Genomic DNA, 22,150 nt, shown 5'->3' on the forward strand with positions numbered 1-22,150 from the left:
CCTTATGCCGGCGCCTCGTCTTCCTCCCTCGGCGGTTCCTCCTCGATCGGAAGGACGATCTGAACCGTCGTTCCCGCGCCGTACCGGCTGCCGATCCGAATGCCGTACTCCGGCCCGTACCTCAGCTTGATCCGCTCCTCCACGTTCTTCAAGCCGTATCGATCCGAGTGGTTCGATTGGGATGGGGTCCGCATGTTTTCTAAAGTTTCCTGGCGCATGCCGACGCCGTTGTCGATCACCTTCAATTCGATGCGCTTGCCCAGCCGCCTTCCCGTAATCCGTATGGAGATGGCATCCTCGAACCAGGCATGCTTAAACACATTTTCCACGAACGGCTGTAAAATCAGCTTGATCACGGGCACCTGGAGAATGTCCGGATCGATATCGTAATACACGTTGAAGCGCCCCGCGTATTTGACCTTCTGAATTTCCAGATACGTCTGCACTTGCTCCAGTTCCTTCTCCAGCGCGATCGAAGCCTGCCCTTGATTGATCGTCAGCCGATAAAACTTCGAAAGCCCTTGCACCATCTCGGTGACCTTCCGCACCTCTCCTAAATTCGCGAGGCTGCCGATCGTCGATAAGGTATTGTACAAGAAGTGCGGATTGATCTGGGCTTGCAGCGCATCGAGCTCCGCCTGCTTCCGCTGAATGCCCTGGACATAGACGTTCTTAATCAGCTCTTGAATGCTCGTGGCCATCTGGTTGAAGGCATTCGCGATGTGAGCGAACTCGTCGTTCCCGGAAAATCCGATCCGCTTATGGAAGTTCCCTTCCTGGAACGATTGGACCAGCGTCACGATCCGCTTGATCTTCTTGCCCGACAAGCGCGCCACGAGATAGCCGATCGAGGCCATGACAAGGAAGCTTATCGCGCACACGGTCCCGATCACCCGCTGCAGCCGGCTGGCGTCCTTATTTAGATACGCATGCGGGACATACGTTTCGATGGCGTAGTTCGTCTCCGGAATGTCCTCTCGGACGATCAAGTAAGACCCGTCTTCGCCGGGGCCGGCGGACGCGCCTCGCTCGTAGAGCGCCGTTCCCGTCGCCGTATCGATCAAGCGAAGCCGGATCCCCTGCTCGATCGGGTACGCGTCGAAGTTGCCGAGCAGCTCGTCGAACCTCGCCGTGACGCGCACGTAACCGATGACGGCGGTAGAGGCGGACACCAACTTGCGGAAATACGAGATATTGTCGAGCTGCCGGTCGGTGTCGACCTGCACCCATACCCGATCCAGGTTGCGTTCCACGATGGACGTAAACCACGGGCTGTTCTCGATATGGCCGGAGAGCAAGACATAATAATCGCTTCGATCGATCGGCGTCGACATATCGTCGCCTTCGATCTCCAGAACAGAATCGTTCGTCGCGTAGACGGCCAATCGGAGCCGGTTCCCGTAGAGCTGCAGCGGCCCTCTCAGCTGCGGGGTGATGTGATCCCTCATCGCCAGCATGACCTCCAGCGGCTCGCCCCGGTTTTGCAGCGCGTTCTGGAACGCGCCGTTGTTGAAGATGATGTCGGCCATGCGCCGGATCTCGTTCACTTGATATTCGAGGTTGTTGCGCGTCTGCTTCATGGCCGTTCGAATGTTCGTCTCCGCCATCTCGGTTCGGGATTGCACGAGCATCGAATAGGAGATGTAGCCGATCAATAGATCCGTCAAGAGGACAAGCACGAGGTACGGGAGCATCATCTTGTACGTGAACGGCATATATTTGTTGGGAAGGATCGTTCTCATTCGCATGCTCCTTCTTTGATTTCGTTCCTTGCCGACGGGTCGTCGCGTCTTCCTATAGTAATTCACTTTATGAATGGGCAACAATATGAAATTTTCGGTGCGCGAACGATTCGGCGCGCAAAGCTTCTAAGCGGCATAAAGCCCCGGAACCATGTCCGGGGCTTTCGTTAATAGACCGTATACGTTTTTCCGATGGATGTCGGCTCGGCCATCGCCCGCATGGCGATCGGCAGCGATCTCTTTATTGGAATGTCTCCCTAACCTGCTCCCGTAGCGTATCCAACGATACGCGTTCGACGAACTTCCGAAATTTTTCTTTCCCCTTTGCATTCGCCGCATAATAGTCGACGATCGAACGAACCGCGGGTCCGACCTGCGCGGACTCGACCCCGGACATAAGCGGCAACGCGAAAGCGACCTTCAATCCTTTCGGTTGTCCGCCCACGTAAATGTCGAATGTATCCCGCATCTTCACGACGCCGATATCTTTCAGCAGCGGCTCGGACGTTCCCAACGCGCAGCCGGCATATCCGACCTTGACCGGGGTCGGCGTCGACACGCCGGCGATCGAGCGGTTCAGCTCCCGGGCGACCTCGAGACCCGCTTCCTCCGCTCCTTTGCAGAAGTGGCAAGCGATCAAGCCTTTGGTCGCGAACCCCGCCGGAAGCACTTGCAGCTCGGCGCGTTGAAGCTCCGACCGGATGTCGTCAAGACGGTCGGCGGCCAATTCAATGTACAACTGCCCGAACGGAGTCATTTCGATCGAAGCCCCCGCTTCGGCAAGACTGCCGACCAACGCGAACTGCTCCGGCGTAAACAGGCTTCCGCCGACTTGGATTTCCGGCGAAACCGCGATTTTCACCCGTTCCATAGCGCTTCCTCCCTTCCGATTCGCTGCGTTATTTCACGTCGATGACGTAAGGTACGGTGAACACTTCGTCGTTATGCCGGAATTGCCCCCAGATCTTATAGATGCCCGCTCGGGGGAACGAAGTCGCGAACTCCGCTTCCGGTCCCGTGGACGTCTCATCCAACGGATGGACATGGATGTACTGCTCCGCATCGGCCGATAGGATGACGACGTGTCCGACGGCGCCTAAGTACGGCTGAAGATCGTTGATTTCCTTCTTCGTAGCGGCGTCCCGAACGAAGAACGTAAGCGTGACCTCCTCGTCGGGCTTCGTGCTGCTTACCGATAGTTCGACCTCCTTGCCGTTCGCCTCTTGCCGCAGGGCCGAATCGACGGCAATCTCGGCGTGTTCGCCCTCGGGACCCTCGACGGTCACCCATTCGGTCAGCGTCGCGCCTGCCCCGCCGGCGGGGACGACGTCCGCGAACAGCTTATACTCGCCGCCCGTCGGGAAGGAGGTGCGAATGAGGAAGGTCCCGTCCGCTTGAAGCTCCGGGTGAATGTGATCGAAAAATTTCAAATCGTGGTCCACGACGATCAGATGCAGCAGCTTCTCGTGGCTTACCTCGAACTCCCGAAGCCGTTCCCCTTGCTCGTTCGTAATTTCGATCGACAGCTCCGTCTCTTCGCCGGCTTTCGGAGCGCCGCTCGGGAATCCGAACGAAGCCTTCAACGTCTCGCGTTCCGCCGCTTCCTCGCCGTCATGCCCGCCATGGCCGTCCGCATGCGACGCGTCGTGCGCCTCTTCCTCCGTGTTCTTTGCGGCGCCGTTGCAGGCGGAAATCAGAAGCGCAAGAAGTACAGCCATGCTCCATACCATCATCTTTTTCATCCGTCGCATTCCTACTTTCGTTCGTTGTTCGATTCCGTGATATTCAGTGACGTACGTTCGCTCGTTGCAGACGAAGGGCGTTCAAGACGACCGACACCGAGCTTAGCGCCATCGCCGCGCCGGCCACCCAAGGGGCCAATAACCCGACCGCGGCGATGGGAATGCCGAGGGTGTTGTACCCGAGCGCCCAAAACAAATTTTGCTTGATGTTGCTCATCGTCTTGCGGCTCATATAGATCGCGTCCGGAATGCTCGACAAATCCCCGCGCATCAAGGTAACGTCCGCCGCTTCCATCGCCACGTCGGTTCCCGTGCCGATCGCCATGCCGATGTTCGCCGTAGCCAACGCCGGCGCGTCGTTGATACCGTCGCCGACCATGGCGACCGTCTTGCCTTCCGCCTGCAGCTTCTTGACCTCTTCGGCTTTGCCTTCCGGAAGCACTTCCGCTCTGACATGGTCGATGCCGACCTCCGCGGCGATCGCTCTCGCCGTGCGCTCGTTGTCGCCCGTAATCATGATGACTAGAACGCCCATATCCTTCAGCCGCCGTACCGCATCCTTCGAGGTTTCCTTAATCGTATCCGCGACCGCGACGATCCCGGCGTACCGACCGTCGATCGCGACCAGCATAGCCGTCTTCCCTGCGCTCTCGAGGTTTGCCATGATCCCGTAGGCATTCTCCGCTTCCACGGCGTACCGTTCCATAAGTCTTCTCGTACCGATCAACAACGTTTTGCCTTCGACGACCGCCTTCACGCCGTATCCGGGAATCGCTTCGAAGCTCTGCGTGCTAGGCATCTCGATATTCCGCGCTTTGATTCCCTCGACGATCGCTTCCGCAAGCGGGTGCTCCGAGTTTTTCTCCGCCGCGCCGACGAGCCGCAGAAACTTGTCTTCGTTCCCGATCGACAGCACGTCGGTCAATTCCGGCTTTCCTTTCGTAACGGTACCCGTTTTATCCAGAATAATCGCGTCGATCTTGTGCGTTTGTTCTAAGTGCTCGCCGCCTTTAAACAAGATGCCTAGCTCCGCCGCGCGGCCGGAGCCGGCCATAATCGACGTCGGCGTCGCAAGACCCAATGCGCAAGGGCAGGCGATGACGAGAATGGCGATCGCCTTCTCCAGCGCCTCGGCTACGTCGCCCGGCGTCACGAAGAAGTACCACGCGAGGAAAGCCAGAATGGCGATGCCGACGACGATCGGCACGAAGATGCCCGAGATGACGTCCGCGACCCGTTGAATCGGCGCCTTCGAGCCCTGCGCTTCCTCTACGACTTTAATGATTTGGGCGAGCGCGGTTTCCTTCCCGACTTTGGTCGCTTGAATTCGAAGCACGCCGTTCTTGTTGATCGTGGCGCCGATGACGGAATCGCCGGCTTTCTTCTCTACGGGCAAGCTCTCTCCCGTCAACATGGACTCGTCTACGGACGAGACGCCCTCCATGACGACGCCGTCCACCGGCACCTTGTCTCCGGGGCGGACCAACACCACGTCGCCTGCCAGCACTTCGTCCACCGGAATCAACGCTTCTTGCCCGTCTCGTATGACCAGCGCCGTCTTCGCTTGCAGCCCCATCAACGATTTGATCGCCTCCGACGTGCGCCCCTTCGCCAAGGATTCGAATAGCTTCCCCATAATGACGAGCGTGATCAGTACGGCACTGGTTTCGTAGTACAAGGAAGGACCGTGTCCATGGTGCGCATCCCCGCCTCCATACCATTCCAGGGTGAGATACAGGCTGTAGAAGTACGCCGCCGACGTTCCGAGCGAAACGAGAACGTCCATATTCGCGCTTCCGTTGCGCAGCGCCTTATACGCCCCGACGTAAAACGGTTTCCCGATGTAGAACTGAACCGGGGTCGCGAGCAAGAGCTGAAACCACGGGTTCATGAATAAATCCGGGACGTACATCCAGGAAGTGAAGGAGAAATGACCGACCATACTCCACAGCAGCGGCAGAGACAGGATCGCCGAACCCAACAGCTTCCGCTTCTGTAACCGGACTTCGCGCTGCCGGCGATCTTCCGTCGAATGACCTTCCTGCTGAGCGACGGCTCGGTATCCTAGCTGCTTCACCTTGGCTTGCAGCTCTTCGGCCGTAACCTCCCCGGGCGTATATTCGACGCGCGCCGTCTCCATCGCGAAGTTGACGGTTGCCGAGGACACGCCGCCCATCTTCCCTAATCCCTTCTCGATGCGAGCGGCGCAAGCGGCGCAGGTCATTCCCTCGAGTCGGAAGTGAACGACTTCCTTGGCCGTGCCGTAACCTAACTTCTGAATCGTACGTTCCAGACGATCCGCGTCGACCTTCTGCGGATCGTACGTAACGCTCGCTTTCTCCAATGCGAAGTTGACGTTCGCGGACGAGACGCCGTCCATTCGATGTAAACCCTTTTCGATTCTATTGGCGCAAGCGGCGCAAGTCATGCCTGTGATTTGTAACGTGGTTTGTTTCTGTTCGCCTGATGCTGTCGCACTCATTTCCGTTCACTCCTTAAGAATATTTGATTGATTAACTACAATACCCCCGTACCCTATATATCTGGTAATTATATGGGGGCCATCTCATGATGGTCCCCAGCCTTTTATACGACATCGTATCCTTGTTCTTCAATGGCTCGTTTCACGGCTTCCAACGTCACGCTATTTTCATTGAATTCTACGGCGACCGAATGGCCTTTCAGATCGACGCGACCCGCGGCCCCGATTTCCTTCAATGCGCCTTCGATCGAATTCACGCAATGCTGGCAAGACATGCCTTGTACTTGAAGCGTCACTTGTTTCATCCATAATTCCTCCGATGGTATTATTTCATTAATTTATTTACAGTAACCAACAATTCGTCGATAACGTCATGTTCCCCCGCCTGAATCCGTTCTACGATGCAGCTTTTCATATGCCCTTCGAGCAAGAGCTTACCCACGCCGTTCAGAGCGGACTGAATGGAAGCGATTTGGTTTAACACATCGTCGCAATACGTATCCTTCTCGATCATGCCCCGAACGCCGCGAAGCTGGCCTTCGATCCGGTTCAGCCGAGAAATTAAATTGCTCTTCGTCTTCTCCGAATGGTGGCTCCTCCGCTCGATCTCCGTGGAAGAGCAAGAAGAATGGTCCGCTTCGGCTCGTAGTACTCGTTCTTGATTTATCATGTGGAATCACCTCACACATTCAATTTACTATACCCCCCTTACCTATGTCAAACGGTTTTTTTACTTTTTGGTAAGTTATAACCGGAACCGGCCGTCGAAGAGAGGAACAGCATAGGTAACGACCCGAATGGGGAAGGTAGGGAAGTGGCACCGAAACATTACACTGGAAAAGGGGAGAAGACGATGCCGGCAGTGATTGACTCGTCCGTAATGCAATTTCAAGCTTGTATAGACGCTTGCAATACATGTATGCAAGCATGCGAAGAGTGCCTGACCTCCTGTTTGAGGGAGCCGGATGTGCAAGCAAGACAGCATTGCATTAGTATGCTGCGCGATTGCGCGGATATTTGCGCGACGGCTTCCCAATGGATGTCCCGCGGAAGCATGTATGCCAAGCAGCTTTGCCAGTTGTGCGCGACGATCTGCGACGCTTGCGCCGAGGGCTGCGCCAAGTTCCAAGATGCGCACTGTAAAGCTTGCGCGGACGAATGCCGTAGATGCGCGGATGAATGCCGTAAGATGAGCGCGTAACGCAAACAACCGGAACAACTCGGAAGGACCCCGGCCGGGCGGCCGCGGTCCTTCTTTGCGATTCAAGCTCTCGGTACCGCTTCGCAAGGCGACGATTCACTGCTTCCAGCGATACGGGTCCGAAATGTACCGATCGACGCCGGCAGGTTTGTAGAAAAACTCGCGAATTTCCTGCCGACCTACTGGCGCGTCGCGACGTACCCTTTCTTCTCCAACAGCTCGACGATGCCGTCTTCGCCCAGGAAGTGCGCGGCGCCTAGGACGACCAGATAGTCCGCCTCTTCCGGATTTTCCAAGTATTCCTCGATCTTGTCGGCCATGCCGATGTTTCGGTCCGTCAGCATCGCCTTCCGATACTCCTCGTCCGCCGCCATGGCCTCGGTGAGCGCCAGCAGCCCGGCCTCGTCGCCGTTCTTCCACATCTCCGCCATCTGGGCGACCGATTCGTCCACCAGATCGAAGCTATCGACCGTATTTTGCAAGTTCGTGCGCTGCAGTTCCTCGGAGAAACCGTCGAACATCTGCAATTGCGATTCGTAGGTTTCAAGCTCGAGAATCGGGAGCTGCCGTTCAATAGCCTTCTGCAAGAAGTACATGTCGATGCCGATCTCGCCTTGGAACCCGGCTTGCATGGACTTCAGCGACGCGAGCGTCATCTCGGCCATCCATGGCTTGAACGCATCCATGGCGTTAGCCTCCAAGCCGCTCTCGGTCAAGATTTCGCCGATGGCGTCATAGAGCTCCTCCGGAATGTGGTCGGACAATGTCGTTCCGTCTTGATACATGCCGAGACTCATGACGAGCTGCTGTACCTCCGGCGTCGCCCCTTGACTGACATCTACTTCTACCCCCAGGTACTCCGCATCCTGGAACGCTTCCTCGTACGCGGAAGGCAGCGGGTAGAAGCTCTCGTCCGCGATATGCATGGCGCCGACCAAATACACCGAGTCTCCGTCATGATCGACTCTCCATAGGAACCCAAGAGCGCCCTTCTGCCGCTCCGAAACGAGCGTCACGGTGCGCGTCGCTTCGTCCCACTCGACGACGTAGCCGCCCGCTTCGCCTGCGAGCCTCAGCGGAAGGTAGCTTTCGCCGCCGATCGTCCGCGCCGCGCCGCCGGTCCCGCCGACGTCCTCCAAGCCGATGTCCAGCGCCTCGAGCGTCGCCTCGAGCGGCGCCCACGTCGTGCCGTCCTCGATTAACGGCTGCGACGAACCGTAGGCGAGCGGCGCCCCGTCGACCATGATCGTCAGCGGATCCGGCGCGGTCGCCGCGGAAGCCGGCGCAGCCGCCGTCAACGTCATCGCCGCGGTGAACGCCGCTAGGCTCCATTTCGTTTTCCACATTTTCATTATGTTCATGTCTCTCCTCTACCCGATTCGCTTCTTCGTACCGCCCTATGAATCTGTAATTATATTAACATGATGAATGGAAATGGCAAACCTTCCTAAAACATAGGAAAAATTGAGAAGTGCGCACCATGCGGCGCGCACTTTACAGATTATCTCTTCTTCTGTTTTACGACCGGGACATGGAAATCGTCGACGTTGATGTGCCCGAATCCGTCCGCCGAACGGTCAACGACCTGGATATACAATTCCTCTCCGATGTACGCCGATGCGTCCCAAACGCTGCGTTGATATTCTTCGTAGTTGGTTGCGGTCGTTCGGAACAGCTCCTTCCCGTCCGATGCCCTGACAAGAGCGACGTAGAGCCGTTCGGGATCGCGGCCTCCGCTGACAAGGAAATCGATTCGGCCGTTCCCGCCGAGGACGAAGTTCTGCGACCGGAGGGTGCCCGTTAAGCGATCGCCGCCGGCCGCCTCATTGAAGCCCCATAGGTGATATCCCCCGGGAATTTCTCCGGACGGGTTGAAATCGATCGTATCCCAGAATCGTTGGGCATCCGTCACATGAAGATCCTGAAATGCGTCGCCTTCGGCAATCCAACCCGTTAAGTCGCCTGTCGCAAAATCGTGGTTCGGCAGCTCGGTAAGGTTCTTGTACACGGAAGGATCCCAGTTTTCCGGCACATCAACGGGAGCCGCAGGTTCGCCCGTCAGGGCGTTCATCTCCCAGATTTCCATAGACTTCACGGTGATCTCGCCGTCGGCCCATACTTGCAAGCCTAATGAGTCGTATCGGCCCACATAGACCCGCGTCGTCAGTTTTTTCTTCTCGTTCGCGAATGCTTCGACGACGGAACGATCCAGATAAATATGAAGCTTCAGGTTTTCCCCGTCTAAGTCCACATAGCCGCCTTGAATGCCGTCCACTCTTACGTCAGGGTCTACGCTGCTTCGGGTACGGTCAATGTTGAAGGTTTGATCGCCCTTATCGTAATAGATCAACGTCTCTTCTTCCCCGTTGTCGGAGCGCCGCACGTTGAGGCCGAATTTCTGCGCGTCGCCCGGATCGATCTCCATGACGATCTCCAGCATATCGCCCTTCACTTTCTTGATGTGCGCATTGGCGCTTGCAAGCGTTTTGTTCGCGATGTCGACGACCTTGTTTCCTCTGAGTCCTTGCAGTTCCTCAATCGGCTCTATGTTGAGTTCATCGTTCGCATCCAAACGTAAAGCGACCGGCAGCCCCAAGTTATGCGCCCAGCCCGACAAATACTCGGCTTGCGGCGTGCGGACGTTCTGGACCATCGAGAAAAGCACCGTTCTGCCGTCGGGCGTGACGAGTCCGCTCTCCGCGGTTAAATAGCCGTCGCCTACATCGAGCTTCGAAGGCGCCTCCCGATCCGGGATGAATCTGAACCGATCCCGATCCCAGGTGCCGATCCAGTAAAACACCTCGACATCTCTCAGCACATCGTTGCTTGGCGGAATATGTTCCGGCTTCTCGTGCGGGTTAATGACGAAGATATGCTTTTCATTCCCCTGGCTGTCTTTGCCCAACGGAAGCAGCACAGGCAATTCCCACACGGTACCAAGCTCCGGATACTTATTTCTGTCGCTGATGTACAGGGGCCCTTTGTACTCCCAGTTGTACATATCGTCGGAAACATAGACCAAAGCCGTACCGCTGCTGTAGTCGGTAAGTCCCGAGGTCACTAATTGGTACCACTTGTCGACTTCTTCGTCGTACCAGACGAACGGGTCTCGGAATTCGTTGTGAATCCCGATGCCGTTTTGTTCCGTTACGGGTACCGGGTGTTTGATCCATTGCTCTAAATACGGGTCCGTCGGATCCGCAGGCGTAGCGACGGCCGTTCTCTGGTTCGGCGACTTGGCGTCGTTGCCGGCAGTGTAGAACAGAACGGGATTCCCGTCCCGATCGTACGCCGCGCTGCCCGACCAGGCGCCGTCCGGATCCAGCTCGCCCGCTTCCGGCGCAAGGGCCGGCCTTACGTTTTCCCAATGCACCATATCGTCGCTGACCCAGTGGCCCCAATGAATTTGGTGCCAGAAGGGCCCTTGCGGGTTATGCTGATAAAACAAATGATATTTGCCGTTATAATAAATCGGCGCATGGGCTTCGTTCATCCAGTTTTGCGGCGGTATCGCGTGGTATTGCGGACGGTGCTGATCGCCGTCGAACACGCTCGGGTCTTCGTCGATGTCCTCGTTCGGAATGGCCGGAACCGCGCCTCCGCGCAATCCCTTCGCGCGCTCGTATCGGGCGCGCACCTCATCCGACGTCAGCGCCTCGTTGCTTAGCGTCACTTCGTCCATCAGCCCGCTGAACATATTGAAGGAGAACAGTCCGGCGAATTCAACCGGGTGATTGTGTTTCCCGATGATCAAATTTTCGGACGACGGCGTGATGGGGACATTCTTCGGCGTGGCTTGGGAAGCCGCTTCTTCGCCGTTCAAGTATAGCTTGATCATTCCCGCTTCCTTATCGAAGGTAGCGACGACATGGTTCCATCGATATTTCTCCAACGGACGATCCATCACCCATGCCTGAATCCACCTGCCGCCGATTCCGACCTGCATCGACCAAGTGCCGTGGCGGTACATCCCGAGAGCGAACCCTTCCGCGCGATCCTGGTTGGATTGCGTGACGATGGCCGACAGCTTCCCGCCGTCGCCCCACTCGTAGCTGCGCGGCGCAACCCATGCTTCGATCGTTACCGCATCGCTTACCGGGACCACATGTTCCGCATCGATTTCAATGTAGTTCGAATAGCCGTCGAACAACAAGGCGCCGCCTTCCACTCCGTTCGGAGTCCATCTAGGATCCTTGGGAGCCATGTACCTTGCCTCGTTAAACACGTAATTCACTTCATGGTCCCGACCGCGCACCTGTTCCCGCACCGTCTTCCCGGCGCCTTCATCCAGATCGAAATGGGCGATCGCGCCGGTGTTGTGCGCTTGGAAAGCATCGACTGCAATGCTTGCATCGCTAGAAGCATCAATGACTTTCACATATACCTCTTTCCCGTAATGCTCCTGAACTCCCCATGACACCCGCCCGGTCTCCGCGGCGTTCTCCAACCTCTTCAGGAGTACGCCGCTCTCAGCATCGTACAGCGCGACGTAGGCCTGATTCGGGTTATGGATTTCCAACACGTCGAACGTAATGACGCCGGTGCCTCGGAGGGTAAAGGGATGGGAAGTCACCGAACCTACCCCGCCCATCGTAGACGCAGCGTAGGAGTTCCCTTCCCCCCGGACCACATGGAATGCATCGCCCTCCACCGTCCAGCCGCCGAATGTTCCCGTTTCGAAACTTGGATTATCGACTTCCTTCGGCACCATATTTACCGCATACACGCCTTCGCTCGGCACGATTTCATGGAACGTATGGAAGGCGTCCGCAAAGATCAGCCCCCAGTCGGAAGAGGCGTTGTCGACAATCTCAACATACAACTTCTTGCCCAGATGCGCCGACAGATCGGCTATGTACTGCTCCATATTCGCGAGCCGCAAGCCCTGGTCCGGATTCGGGAAGTTCGCCTCGGAAAATTCGGTATTTCCGTACCGGGCGATCCGCTTTCCCGTTTCCGCATCGACGACATGGATATACGCCTGATCCGTATGCTTGCCGCCGCCCAGTCTAAAGCTGATCCAGCCGGTGCCGCCCAATTCGAAGGCGGAGGAACGAAGCACGCCGGTTTCGGATTCCGCGCTTCTCCAGCCGTTTAGGTGGTATCTGCCTTCTTGGCGATAAGGAATTTGTTCGGCCCAGTAGGTCGTTTCGTCCGACACGCTGCCGGCATGGAATGCGTTGCCTTCTACGATCGTCCAGCCTGTCAAATCCCCGGTTTCGAAGCTAGGATTCTCGATTCGGTACCGGTCGAAGTCCGGTTTGATGTCCATGGCAACGACACCCTCGGCCGGTTCCGCCTCATGATACATAAAGAACGCATCCGCGAAGATCAGCCCCCAGTCGGAGGAGGCGTTGTCGACGATTTCCACATACAACTTCTTGCCGAGATGCGCCGACAGATCGGCTTTGTACTGCTCCATGTTCGCAAGGCGCATCCCTCCTTCCGGATTCGGGAAGCCCGCGTCCGAAAACGCGCTGTGGCCATATCTGGCAACGGCTCGGCCGGTGTCCGCTTCGACGATATTGACGAAGACCTTGTTCGGATGTTTGGCTCCGCCTAGTTTGAAGCTGATCCAGCCGCTGCCGCCCAGCACGAACGTCGAGGAGCGAACGATGCCCGTTTCCGCCTCCGGGTACTTCCAGCCGTTCAGATGATACGCGCCTTCTTGATGATACGGAATTCGTTCCGCCCACCAAGCGGTTTCGTTCGAAACGCTGTCCGGTCCGAATGCGCCGCCTTCGACCACGGTCCAGCCCGTCAGATCCCCGGTTTCAAAACCTGGATTTTGAATTTCGTATACGGGGACCTCCGTTTCCGCCTTGGCGACTTGAGCGGCTGGAACGAAGGAAGGAACAACGAACGATAGCGCAAGGAAAGCAGCCATGCGACGTCCTCTTTTCCCAAACATGGAGAACCTCCTCAATTAAAATGAAACGTTTCCAATTTAATTCAGATGTTCGATCTTCATTTTCCGCAAGTCCTAGGATTTCCTGATCTCTACTTTCACCTTACTGAAAACGCCGTCCCCTTGACTCACAAACAATCCGAGCTTCCCCTGCTCGATATCGTACATTCTGGCGCTCATCGCGACATCGCGGTTCACGTACACCTCGCAAATCGAACCGTCGACGAACACCTTCACTTCGTATGGACGATCGGGCAGCAGTTCGATCGGCCGCTCCAGTTCCACTTCGTACGGGAATGTCTTGCCCCCATCCTCGCTCTGCATGATCGGACCCCGGAACGTGATGCGGTTCCGCTGCGGTTCCAGCTTCACGTAATAAGCGTTGTCGAGTCCGACGCCCGCTCGAAGCATGAATCCCAGCCCCTGCGTCGTTTCCGAAAACCGAAGGGTCGCGGATATTTTACATTGAGCGGGTACATCCGCGTCGCTCAAGCTCCCGGCGAAGCCGTATGGGGAGTCGCACGTCAGCGAATCGCCGTCGGGTCCCGCCGACCAGCTGCCCGTGATCGTCGAGAACTGTACCGGCACCTGTTCGGCGAACGCCGCATCCACCGGATCCGGCACCTTAACGGCTAACGTGCCGTCCGAACGCTGCACGATTTCATGAACGACCAAATTGCCCCCCCAGTCCCATGTATCATAGTCCTTGCCCTCGGATTTCGGCGGATTCCATCCGAACAGATTATCGTTTTTCGTCGGGTTCCAGCCGAACAAGTACCGTTTCCGCCCATCGGTCGCCGATTTCGCGGCGTAGAAGGCGCGGCCGTCGAACGTATCTTCCTTCGGCGCGATCCACGGACCGTTCAAGGAGCGGCTCATGCGGTAGAAGGTCGCGAACCGATCGGTATAGTTCGAATAAATCAAATACCACCAATCCCCCAACCGGAACAAATCCGGACATTCGTGAGCTCCAACATGAAGATTCGGCGCATACAGAGGCTCGCGGTATTCCCACTGCTTTAAATCTTTGGAAGTAAGCAGTCCGGTGCAGCCTTTGCGATTCGTGTTCCCCTTCGCCATGGCCGAAATTAGCATCCAGTATCGGTCCTCCTCCTCGTTCCAAAACACGAAGGGGTCCCGCCAATCGGAAAGCTCATAAATGCGATCGTCCGCGGCGAAGGTGTCCTCCGGAATCGGCGTCCAATGCAAAACATCGTCGCTGATCGCATGGCAAACCAACTGCTTTCCTTCCGGAAAGACGCAGTAAAACATATGGTAGGTATCACCTACCTTCAAGATATGCCCGGTCCCGCCTTCGATCTTGCAAGCGCCGTATTCGCGGTATTCGCAAAAATCGTTCGTTCCGATCAAGTGCCACCCGCGCTCCAAGCCTTCCCGGTCGTTGTCCCTCCAGCCGTGCAGGTAGAAGAGCTTGAACTCCCCGCCTTCGTAATATGGGATGACGTCGCCCACCCAAGCGTTACTAGGCCGATAGAAAAATTCCTTCATCGCATACCCACCTCCCAAGTATTCCTTAAAAGGCACCCCGCATCGTCCATACTTCCATGTTCTTCACCGACATCGACCCGTTCGCCCAAAGCTGCAGTCCCAGCGCGTCGTCGCGGCTCGGATAAGCTCTCGTCGTCAAGCTTTTCAGTCCGTTAGCATATGCTTCGATCATCGACCGGTCCACATAGATATGAAGCTTTAGATTTTCTCCGCCAAGCTCCAACTTGCCGCCTTGGATGCCTTTGCTCCGCTCGCAGCGGTCCAGCGTCGACTTCCTGCGGTTCACTTTCAGCGCTTCGTCAGGGATATCGTAATAGAGGAGCGTTTCTTCTTCCCCGTTCGGCGAACGGCGCACCTTAACGCCGATCTGCTCGGCTTCCTTCGCCTCCAGCTCCACCTGAATTTCCAGCATGTCGCCTTTCACGTTCGTCAGCAGCTCATTCGCATCCTCGAGCGACTTCTCTCGGAAGGAGGCAAGCTTCTCCCCGCGCAGCGATTGCAGCTCCTCGATCGGCTCGACGCCGAGCCGCCCGTCTTCCCGCAAATACACGCTGACCGGCAATCCGCCGTTATGCGCCCAGCCGGAGCTGTAATCGAGATGCGGCGTTCGTTCGCCCTGCGCGATCGTGAAAATGAGCTTTCTTCCCGTCTTCGGATCGACCATGCCGCTCGGCCCCGTGAAATGGAAGTCGCCGACGTCGATCAGCTGGGGTTCCTTACCGTCAGGGATAAACCGGAAACGTTCCTTATCGAAAGTGCCGATCCAGTAAAACACCTCGACGTCCGCACCGGGACCTACCGGACTAATTAAGAATAAGTGCTTTTCCTTACCTGCCCGATCCGTTCCGAGCGGCAGCAGCACCGGAAGCTCCCACACCGGCCCGAGGTAAGGATATTCCTGAATATCGCTCGTATAAAAAGGTCCCCGGTATTCCCAATCGATCATGTTTTTCGACGTGTACGCGAGCGCCGTCCCGCCATTCGACTCCGTACCCGACCCGATTAATAGGTACCAAGTGTCCCCTTCCTTCCAGACGAACGGATCGCGGAAATCGCCGAACGCCAGCCCTTCGGCTTGCGGCTGCACGATGAGCGGCTCGGGATGCTTCGCCCAGCGCACGAGATCGTTGTCCCCGTCCTCCAAGTACGTGCTTCGCGCCAGTCCGACCCGCTGGTTCGGCTTCGCGCTGTCGTCGCCTGCCGTGAAGAAGAGCGCCGGAATCCCGTTCTCGTCGTAAGCCGCGCTGCCGGACCATACGCCGTCAGGGTCTACCGCATCTTTCTCGGGAGCCAAAGCGATCGGCAAGTCGCGCCAATGGACGAGATCGTCGCTTACCCAGTGGCCCCAGTGGATTTGATGCCAATACGGCCCTTGCGGGTTGTGCTGATAAAACAAATGATATTGGCCGTTGAAAAAGATCGGAGCATGCGGCTCGTTCATCCAATGCGACGGCGGGCTCAGATGATATTGCGGTCGGTGCCGATCGTGCAGCAGCGGGCTTCGATCCAGCTTGATCTCGTCGTACGGAATCTCCGGGATGTTGCCGCCATGCGGCGCCAAGTCGGACGCAAACCCTTGCGCGATTTGCTCGGAGGACAGGGCCTGCTTGTAAATCTTCACTTCATCCATCAAGCCGTTAAACATATTCAGTTCGAACGCTTCGGCGAGCACGGTGGATTGGTTGTTCTTTCCCAACAACAAGTCCGTGTTCGCAGCCGTAATTCCCGCGCGCTTCGCCACTTCCCTCGACGCCGCTTCCTTGCCGTTCAAGTAGAGCTTCATAAGACCCGACGCTTTGTCGTAGGTGGCCGCGACATGGGACCAAGCGTTCGCGACAAGCGGATCGTCCTTCGCCCACACTTCCTCCCATACGCCGTCCAACCCGAGCTGAAGCGACCATGAGCCGTGGCGGTACAGCCCGAGGATGTACCCCTGCTTCTTCTCCCGGTGGTGTTGGTTGACGATGGCGGAAAGCCGCCGTTCGTCGCCGCGCTCGAACGAGCGCGGAGCAACCCAGGCCGTGATCGTCAGCGCATCGCTCGGCTGCTTCGCCAGATCGGCTTGCCGCGTCACCCAAGTCGAATAGCCGTCGAACAGCAGGGCTCCTCCCACGACGCCTTTCCTCCATTGGGGATCGCGGGGAGTCGTGAACCTCGCTTCGTTAAATACGTATCGAATTGGATCCACGGCTCCGCTAACGCTCTCCTTCGCGCCCTTCCCTTCGCCCTCGTCGAACGACCAGTGAGCGATCGCACCTTCGAATGGTTGCATTCCATTTCGACCCGACATCAATAGAAGACCTCCTATGTTGTGAATACCTATCACGAAAGAAGCGGTATTCGGAAAACCCTCTTTCCTTCAACCGCTTCATTCTCAGGTGTGAAATTTATTCGCTTGCCGCGATCGCATCGCGATTCTCGTAGATGGACTTTAACGTGTGCAGCTCCAGACCGACCAGCTTAACCGCGCCGCCGACCGCGTATAGCTCAAGCCCCCTGCTAGCCGGGTCCGGGAACACCAAATCCGTCATGACGAGCTTGCCGTCGGCTGCAAACACTTCGACAGACGACCAGTCTACAAAAATCCGCAGCTTCACGCGCCCGTCTTTCGGCTGCATCGGCGCTCCATGCTTGCAGCCGAATTGCTTATGGAAATCCGTCGCCCCTGACTTCGTGCGATCGATGAACAGCGACTCCGCACGCACATCATACGCGACGACCGTCTCTTCCCGGCTCGAAGCTCTCAGCTTGATTCCGAATTGCTCGGCATCCCCTAGTTCGAATTCAGCCTCGATTTCAAGCTGGTCCCCCCTCGCCCCGGACAAGAGGTTCGCGCCCGGCTCCACGCGGACATCGCGCCAACGGCGCGAGTGGAGTCGAAGGAGCTCCAGCTCCTTCGCGGGTTGCTGCGTCAACCGGACCCCTTCGGGCTCCTCCCGCAGGGTCAACTCGCGAGGCAGCGTCGCCGCGCTTCTCCACGACACCGTCGGCGTGAAATTCGCGTATTTCCAGTTGCTCATCCAACCGATAAACAGCCTCCGGCCGTCTTCCGCGGCAACGTCCGACCAGGTGACGCCGGCGTAATTGTCCCGGCCGTGATCAAGCCACAGCACTGCCTCAGGCGCGGCATCGTTCGTGAACGTGCGCCCGTCGAAATCGCCGATAAAATATTGGGTTCTTGAACCTTCGGGGAGGTCCGGGTGGTCCCCTATGCTTACGATCAGCACCCATTTCGTTCGCTCGGGGTCCCCGTCCACCGGCAGCTCGAACAGATCCGGGCATTCCCAGACGCCGTCATGCGATCCTTCGGACGAACCGAACGCGCTCGAAAATGTCCACTGCAACAGATTCTTCGAGACGTAGAACCGTACGTGATCCCCGGAGGCTAGCACCATGACCCATTGTCCGTGCCGTCGATCCCAAAACACTTTCGGATCCCGGAAGTCCGTAATCGCTTCGTCGGCGCATACCGGGTTCCCCTCATACTTCATCCACGTTCTCCCTTTATCCAAGCTATAAGCGATGCTCTGGCGCTGCCTCGGCCGCTCCGAGCCGGGGTACGTGTCCGCATGCGTGAAGATCGCCACCAAGCCCGGCTTTCCGGAGAAGAAACCTGTCGAATCGTTCCAATCGACGACCGCGCTTCCCGAGAAAATAAATCCGTGCTCATCCGGTTCCAGCGCGACCGGGAGATGCTCCCAATGGACCAGATCGCGGCTGACCGCGTGCCCCCAGTGCATAGGGCCCCACGTCGTGCCTTTCGGGTGATGCTGATAAAACAGGTGGTACTCGCCTTCGTAATACACCATTCCGTTCGGGTCGTTCATCCAATGGGCAGCCGGCGAGAAATGAAACTGCGGCCTGTAGGCTTCGTCGTATGTCTTGATCGTCATCGTGTTCCCAGCACCTTTCTGATATCATCCATGTCCGGCATCGCGGGAATCGCGCCCTTCTTCGTCGTGGCAAGCGCCCCCGCCGCATTGGCGAACGCGACCATGCGTTCCATTTCCGTTACCGAGATCTGCTCCAACCGGCCGTCCTTCTCCAACAGTTGAACCAGCATTCCCCCGAAAAATGCATCCCCGGCTCCCGTCGTATCCACCGTACTGACTCGGAAGCCGGGAACCTCCCCGGAATCGGGACCGAACCGGTAATAACAGCCTTTCTCGCCCAGCGTAATCAAGATCAGCTTGACGCCATAGGTATCCGCAATATATTGAGAGCCTCTTTCAAGCTCTTTCGTTCCAACGATAAATTCCAACTCTTCTTCCGACAGCTTGACGACATCGGCTGTAGACAAGCCTTCGATCATGCTTGCCCTCGCTTGGGAGAGATCGTCCCACAGCGATCTTCTAAGATTCGGATCGAACGTAATGAGGCTGCCCCCCGATTTGGCAAGCGCCAATGCGTCGATCGTCGCCGTTCGCGACGGTTCGTGCGTCATGGAGATCGAACCGAAGTGAAAAATCTTCGATCGGCGAATGCGCTCGCCGTCCACCTCATCGCTCCTCAGCATCATATCGGCGCCCGGCTTGCGATAGAAGCTGAATGAACGGTCGCCCGCCTCGTCCAAATGGACGAACGCCAGCGTCGTATTCGCTTCCTGAGACGCAATGACCCCCTGCGTGTCGATTCCGCAGTGCTTCAACGTTTCCGTTAAGAACGCCCCGAATGGATCATTCCCCACCTTGCTTAGGAACGCCGTTTTCTTGCCGAGCTTGGCTGCTGCCGCCAACACATTGGCCGGTGCGCCGCCGGGGTTGCTCTCGAACAGACGGTTCCCTTGATCTAGCGTCCCCGCCGGCGTGAAATCCACCAGCACTTCTCCCAATGCCGTAATATCGAAATCCAGCATATGTTCTCGCCCATCCGTTCCTTATCTTTTTCTTTGTTTTGCTGCGTGAGGCGCCGGAACGGAAATCGCCGCAAGTCCATCGTCCCGTTCCGGCTATCGCTAGCTTAACCTTGCGCTTCTTTGTAACGATCCAAGCCCTTCTGGTAAATCTCCATCAACTCGTCAAGGCCCATGTCCTTTACTTGCTTCACGAAGCCGTCCCAGTCTTGGTCGATGTTGCCGTCCACGATGAACTTCGCGCGCTGCGTGTTCACGAACTTCATCAAGTCCGGCTCGATCCGGTTGATGATCTCAAGCTCTTCCGGCAGGAAGAAGATCGACGGATAGTTTTCATCTTCCATGTAAGGCTCGTAGTACTTCTCGAGGTCAAGCTTCCGCTGCTTCGCGCGAGGCTCCATGTCGACGATCGTCTTGAAGTGATCGCTTGTAATGACGCCCGCGCCGTTCGGAGCGACCTGCTGGCGGAACTCGCCCATCGCTACGCCTTCCGGAAGCGGCAGGTTCACAAGCTTGCCGTTCGCATCCTTCTCATACACGATGCCGATCGGTCCCCAGTGAATTTGCGCAGCCATATAAGGCTCATACTGCTCGTCGATCCAGCGCATCGTCGCTTCCGGATGTTCGTTCGCCTTCGTGATCACGAACGTGCCGCGGCCAGGGCCGCCGCCGTTCCCGCGGCCGATCGTCCGATGCCCGTTCGGACCGACAAGCGGCGGAACGAGCGCGTAATCCTCCGCGCGGTCGGTACCTACCACTTCTTCGATCTCCCACCATACGAACGAACCAAGCGAAGCGTCCGGCGTCTTCCCCTTCGCCAAATATTGCGGCGCGTCCTGCGTGAACGACTCCGGGTCGATAAGACCTTGTTTATACCATTTCTCGTGGAAGTACTTTACCGCTTCCTTATATTCCGGTTGAATCGCCGTGAAGATCACTTTGCCGTCTCTAACGATGCGATGGTCGAGATTGTCCGGCAAGCCGAACGCCCCGAACAGTCCGCCGATATCCATACACCAACCCATATGCATGAAGCTGAGCGGAATTTCGTCAGCCTTGCCGTTGCCGTTAGGGTCTTGCGTCTTGAAGGCAACCAAAGCTTCCGTATATTCGTCAAGCGTCTCCGGGAACTTCAGCCCGAGCTTGTCGAGCCACGCCGTATTGATCACGTGGAAGAACGGGTTCGTGCCGAGCTCGTTCTCCTCCCACGTCGGAAGGCCGTAAATATGTCCGTCCGGAGCGGTGATCGCCGCCTTCAGATCCGGTCTCTCCTCCATCAGCTTGCTTAGGTTCGGAGCATATTCCGCAATCAAATGCTCTAGCGGAATGATCGTGCCGTCTTTCCCGTGCGTAATGAGTTCATAATCCGAGAAACCCGCTCCGTAGAATGCATCCGGCAAGTCGCCGCTTGCCAGCAGCAAATTTTTCTTCTCTTGATAATCCGTGTCCGGAATGTTATTCCACTCGATATGGACGTTCGTCGACGCTTCCAGCCGTTTGAAAATTTCCATCTCCCCGTACTCCGGGGCCAATTGCGTCTTCGGCGCGACCATCGTCAGGGTCAGCTTCTCGCCCACGATCGGGAGACCTTCTTTGTTAAGTGTAGCTTCCTGTGCGGTATTACCGGAAGTATCGCCGCCTCCGTTGTCCGAAGCGCCGCTTCCGCCCTTGGAGCATCCCGACACCACGACGGTTCCCGCCATCATGAGGAATAGGGCAGTCCTGAATGCCTTCTTCATATTTGCGTCCTCCTTTTTGAAAGAAACAACTGATTTATATAATCGCCCGAGAGGCCTTGCCCGGGGGACTATCGAATGGAATGTGTCTTACCCTTTGATCGAGCCGATCATGGCGCCCTTCACGAAATAGCGCTGAAGGAACGGATACAGGACCAATAGCGGCAAGCTTGCCACGATGATGACTCCGTATTTGATCAGCTCGGTCACCCGCAGCTTCGCCGCGTACGACTCGACGTCAATCATCATGTTCGAGCTCACCTGGTTTTGCACGAGGATATTTCGAAGCACCAGTTGAAGCGGGTATTTCGATTCTTCGTTCAGGTAAATCAAGGCGTCGAAGAACCCGTTCCAGAACCCCACCACATGAAACAGCACCATCACTGCGATAATCGGCTTCGACAGCGGCAAGACCATCTGCAAGAAAAACTTCGTATTACTGCATCCATCGATGAAAGCGGCTTCACGCATTTCATCGGGAATCGTGCTTTGAAAGAAGGTGCGAACGATGATGATGTTGAACACGCCCGCCGCTCCTGGAACGACTAACGCCCAGATCGTATTGATCATCCCGAGGTCCTTCACCAGAAGGTACGTCGGAATCAACCCGCCGTTGAAAAACATCGTGAACATAAAGAACCACATAAAGACATTCCTGCCGACGAAATCCTTCCGCGACAGCGGGTAGGCGGCGAGCAGCGTCAAGCCGACGCTGATGGCGGTGCCGACGACCGCGTAAAGGAGCGAGTTCGCATATCCGATCCAGATGATCGAGTCGTTGAAGATCCGTTGATATCCGTCGAAGGTGATGCCCTGCGGGTAAAGCCACACATCCCCCGAGTAAATCCGGTTTGGATCGCTGATGCTCGCGATGAGTACGAAGTACAGCGGATAAAGAATTAGCAGCATGCCGATCGTCAGCAGGGCGTAGTTCGTTACGTCGAACAAGAAGTCTCCCGCGGATCTCCTTCTTAACAT

At 56.9% G+C, this 22,150-nt stretch carries 15 protein-coding genes; 1 reads left to right on the forward strand and 14 read right to left on the reverse strand.

All coding sequences use genetic code 11. The features are described from left to right. Positions 1-2 precede the first annotated feature (2 nt). The 6 genes from RIN49_RS21275 to RIN49_RS21300 all read right to left on the reverse strand — a co-directional run bounded on the left by RIN49_RS21275 (position 3) and on the right by RIN49_RS21300 (position 6,636). Entirely contained in the window at positions 3-1,742 is a 1,740-nt protein-coding gene (locus RIN49_RS21275; RefSeq protein ID WP_309122161.1) for a sensor histidine kinase, read from the reverse strand. Between the two features lie 241 nt (positions 1,743-1,983). Then, on the reverse strand, positions 1,984-2,613 hold the full coding sequence (locus tag RIN49_RS21280; protein ID WP_309122162.1) for a nitrite reductase: 630 nt from the start codon (positions 2,611-2,613) through the stop codon (positions 1,984-1,986). 28 nt (positions 2,614-2,641) lie between these two features. Next, positions 2,642-3,484: a hypothetical protein gene (locus RIN49_RS21285; protein ID WP_309122163.1), complete on the reverse strand. Its 843-nt coding sequence runs from the start codon at positions 3,482-3,484 to the stop codon at positions 2,642-2,644. A 43-nt stretch (positions 3,485-3,527) separates the two neighbouring features. Beyond that, complete coding sequence (locus RIN49_RS21290) at positions 3,528-5,966, reverse strand: heavy metal translocating P-type ATPase (RefSeq protein WP_309122164.1); 2,439 nt, start codon at positions 5,964-5,966, stop codon at positions 3,528-3,530. A gap of 104 nt (positions 5,967-6,070) precedes the next feature. Then, complete coding sequence (locus RIN49_RS21295) at positions 6,071-6,271, reverse strand: copper ion binding protein (protein ID WP_309122165.1); 201 nt, start codon at positions 6,269-6,271, stop codon at positions 6,071-6,073. A gap of 20 nt (positions 6,272-6,291) precedes the next feature. Further along, positions 6,292-6,636: a metal-sensitive transcriptional regulator gene (locus RIN49_RS21300; protein WP_309122166.1), complete on the reverse strand. Its 345-nt coding sequence runs from the start codon at positions 6,634-6,636 to the stop codon at positions 6,292-6,294. A gap of 210 nt (positions 6,637-6,846) precedes the next feature. Between RIN49_RS21300 and RIN49_RS28930 the strand changes: the two genes are divergently transcribed. Next, positions 6,847-7,167, forward strand: a complete 321-nt coding sequence (locus RIN49_RS28930) for a four-helix bundle copper-binding protein (RefSeq protein WP_483874281.1) — start codon at positions 6,847-6,849, stop codon at positions 7,165-7,167. A gap of 179 nt (positions 7,168-7,346) precedes the next feature. On the opposite strand, the gene RIN49_RS21305 is transcribed toward RIN49_RS28930, so the two are convergent. From RIN49_RS21305 to RIN49_RS21340, 8 genes are all read right to left on the reverse strand, one after another. Beyond that, a complete protein-coding gene (locus RIN49_RS21305; protein WP_309122167.1) occupies positions 7,347-8,519 on the reverse strand; it encodes a TraB/GumN family protein in 1,173 nt (390 codons plus the stop codon). A gap of 149 nt (positions 8,520-8,668) precedes the next feature. Beyond that, positions 8,669-13,054 (reverse strand): GH32 C-terminal domain-containing protein, encoded by a 4,386-nt coding sequence (locus RIN49_RS21310; RefSeq protein WP_309122168.1) that lies wholly within the window; start codon positions 13,052-13,054, stop codon positions 8,669-8,671. Positions 13,055-13,150: 96 nt separating this feature from the next. Next, positions 13,151-14,584, reverse strand: coding sequence for a GH32 C-terminal domain-containing protein (locus RIN49_RS21315; protein ID WP_309122169.1), 1,434 nt, complete (start codon positions 14,582-14,584; stop codon positions 13,151-13,153). Positions 14,585-14,609: 25 nt separating this feature from the next. After that, positions 14,610-16,874: a GH32 C-terminal domain-containing protein gene (locus RIN49_RS21320; RefSeq protein ID WP_309122170.1), complete on the reverse strand. Its 2,265-nt coding sequence runs from the start codon at positions 16,872-16,874 to the stop codon at positions 14,610-14,612. A gap of 97 nt (positions 16,875-16,971) precedes the next feature. Beyond that, complete coding sequence (locus tag RIN49_RS21325; RefSeq protein ID WP_309122171.1) at positions 16,972-18,477, reverse strand: glycoside hydrolase family 32 protein; 1,506 nt, start codon at positions 18,475-18,477, stop codon at positions 16,972-16,974. After that, positions 18,474-19,439, reverse strand: a complete 966-nt coding sequence (locus tag RIN49_RS21330) for a carbohydrate kinase family protein (RefSeq protein WP_309122172.1) — start codon at positions 19,437-19,439, stop codon at positions 18,474-18,476. Before RIN49_RS21330 ends, RIN49_RS21325 begins: the two co-directional genes overlap by 4 nt. A gap of 104 nt (positions 19,440-19,543) precedes the next feature. Then, entirely contained in the window at positions 19,544-21,175 is a 1,632-nt protein-coding gene (locus tag RIN49_RS21335) for an ABC transporter substrate-binding protein (RefSeq protein WP_309122173.1), read from the reverse strand. 87 nt (positions 21,176-21,262) lie between these two features. Continuing rightward, positions 21,263-22,150 carry a carbohydrate ABC transporter permease gene (locus tag RIN49_RS21340; RefSeq protein WP_309122174.1) on the reverse strand — a complete coding sequence of 296 codons (888 nt, stop codon included), beginning with the start codon at positions 22,148-22,150 and terminating at the stop codon, positions 21,263-21,265.

Origin of the sequence: Paenibacillus sp. (assembly GCF_031177825.1) — a bacterium.
GTDB lineage: Bacteria > Bacillota > Bacilli > Paenibacillales > YIM-B00363 > Paenibacillus_AE.

What these genes read in the sequence shown, in the direction of transcription:
- RIN49_RS21275 (WP_309122161.1), bottom strand. Translation starts at nt 1,742, where the DNA reads ATGAGAACGATCCTTCCCAACAAATATATGCCGTTCACGTACAAGATG.
- RIN49_RS21280 (WP_309122162.1), bottom strand. Translation starts at nt 2,613, where the DNA reads ATGGAACGGGTGAAAATCGCGGTTTCGCCGGAAATCCAAGTCGGCGGA.
- RIN49_RS21285 (WP_309122163.1), bottom strand. Translation starts at nt 3,484, where the DNA reads ATGAAAAAGATGATGGTATGGAGCATGGCTGTACTTCTTGCGCTTCTG.
- RIN49_RS21290 (WP_309122164.1), bottom strand. Translation starts at nt 5,966, where the DNA reads ATGAGTGCGACAGCATCAGGCGAACAGAAACAAACCACGTTACAAATC.
- RIN49_RS21295 (WP_309122165.1), bottom strand. Translation starts at nt 6,271, where the DNA reads ATGAAACAAGTGACGCTTCAAGTACAAGGCATGTCTTGCCAGCATTGC.
- RIN49_RS21300 (WP_309122166.1), bottom strand. Translation starts at nt 6,636, where the DNA reads ATGATAAATCAAGAACGAGTACTACGAGCCGAAGCGGACCATTCTTCT.
- RIN49_RS28930 (WP_483874281.1), top strand. Translation starts at nt 6,847, where the DNA reads ATGCAATTTCAAGCTTGTATAGACGCTTGCAATACATGTATGCAAGCA.
- RIN49_RS21305 (WP_309122167.1), bottom strand. Translation starts at nt 8,519, where the DNA reads ATGAAAATGTGGAAAACGAAATGGAGCCTAGCGGCGTTCACCGCGGCG.
- RIN49_RS21310 (WP_309122168.1), bottom strand. Translation starts at nt 13,054, where the DNA reads ATGGCTGCTTTCCTTGCGCTATCGTTCGTTGTTCCTTCCTTCGTTCCA.
- RIN49_RS21315 (WP_309122169.1), bottom strand. Translation starts at nt 14,584, where the DNA reads ATGAAGGAATTTTTCTATCGGCCTAGTAACGCTTGGGTGGGCGACGTC.
- RIN49_RS21320 (WP_309122170.1), bottom strand. Translation starts at nt 16,874, where the DNA reads ATGTCGGGTCGAAATGGAATGCAACCATTCGAAGGTGCGATCGCTCAC.
- RIN49_RS21325 (WP_309122171.1), bottom strand. Translation starts at nt 18,477, where the DNA reads ATGACGATCAAGACATACGACGAAGCCTACAGGCCGCAGTTTCATTTC.
- RIN49_RS21330 (WP_309122172.1), bottom strand. Translation starts at nt 19,439, where the DNA reads ATGCTGGATTTCGATATTACGGCATTGGGAGAAGTGCTGGTGGATTTC.
- RIN49_RS21335 (WP_309122173.1), bottom strand. Translation starts at nt 21,175, where the DNA reads ATGAAGAAGGCATTCAGGACTGCCCTATTCCTCATGATGGCGGGAACC.
- RIN49_RS21340 (WP_309122174.1), bottom strand. Translation starts at nt 22,150, where the DNA reads ATGTTAAGAAGGAGATCCGCGGGAGACTTCTTGTTCGACGTAACGAAC.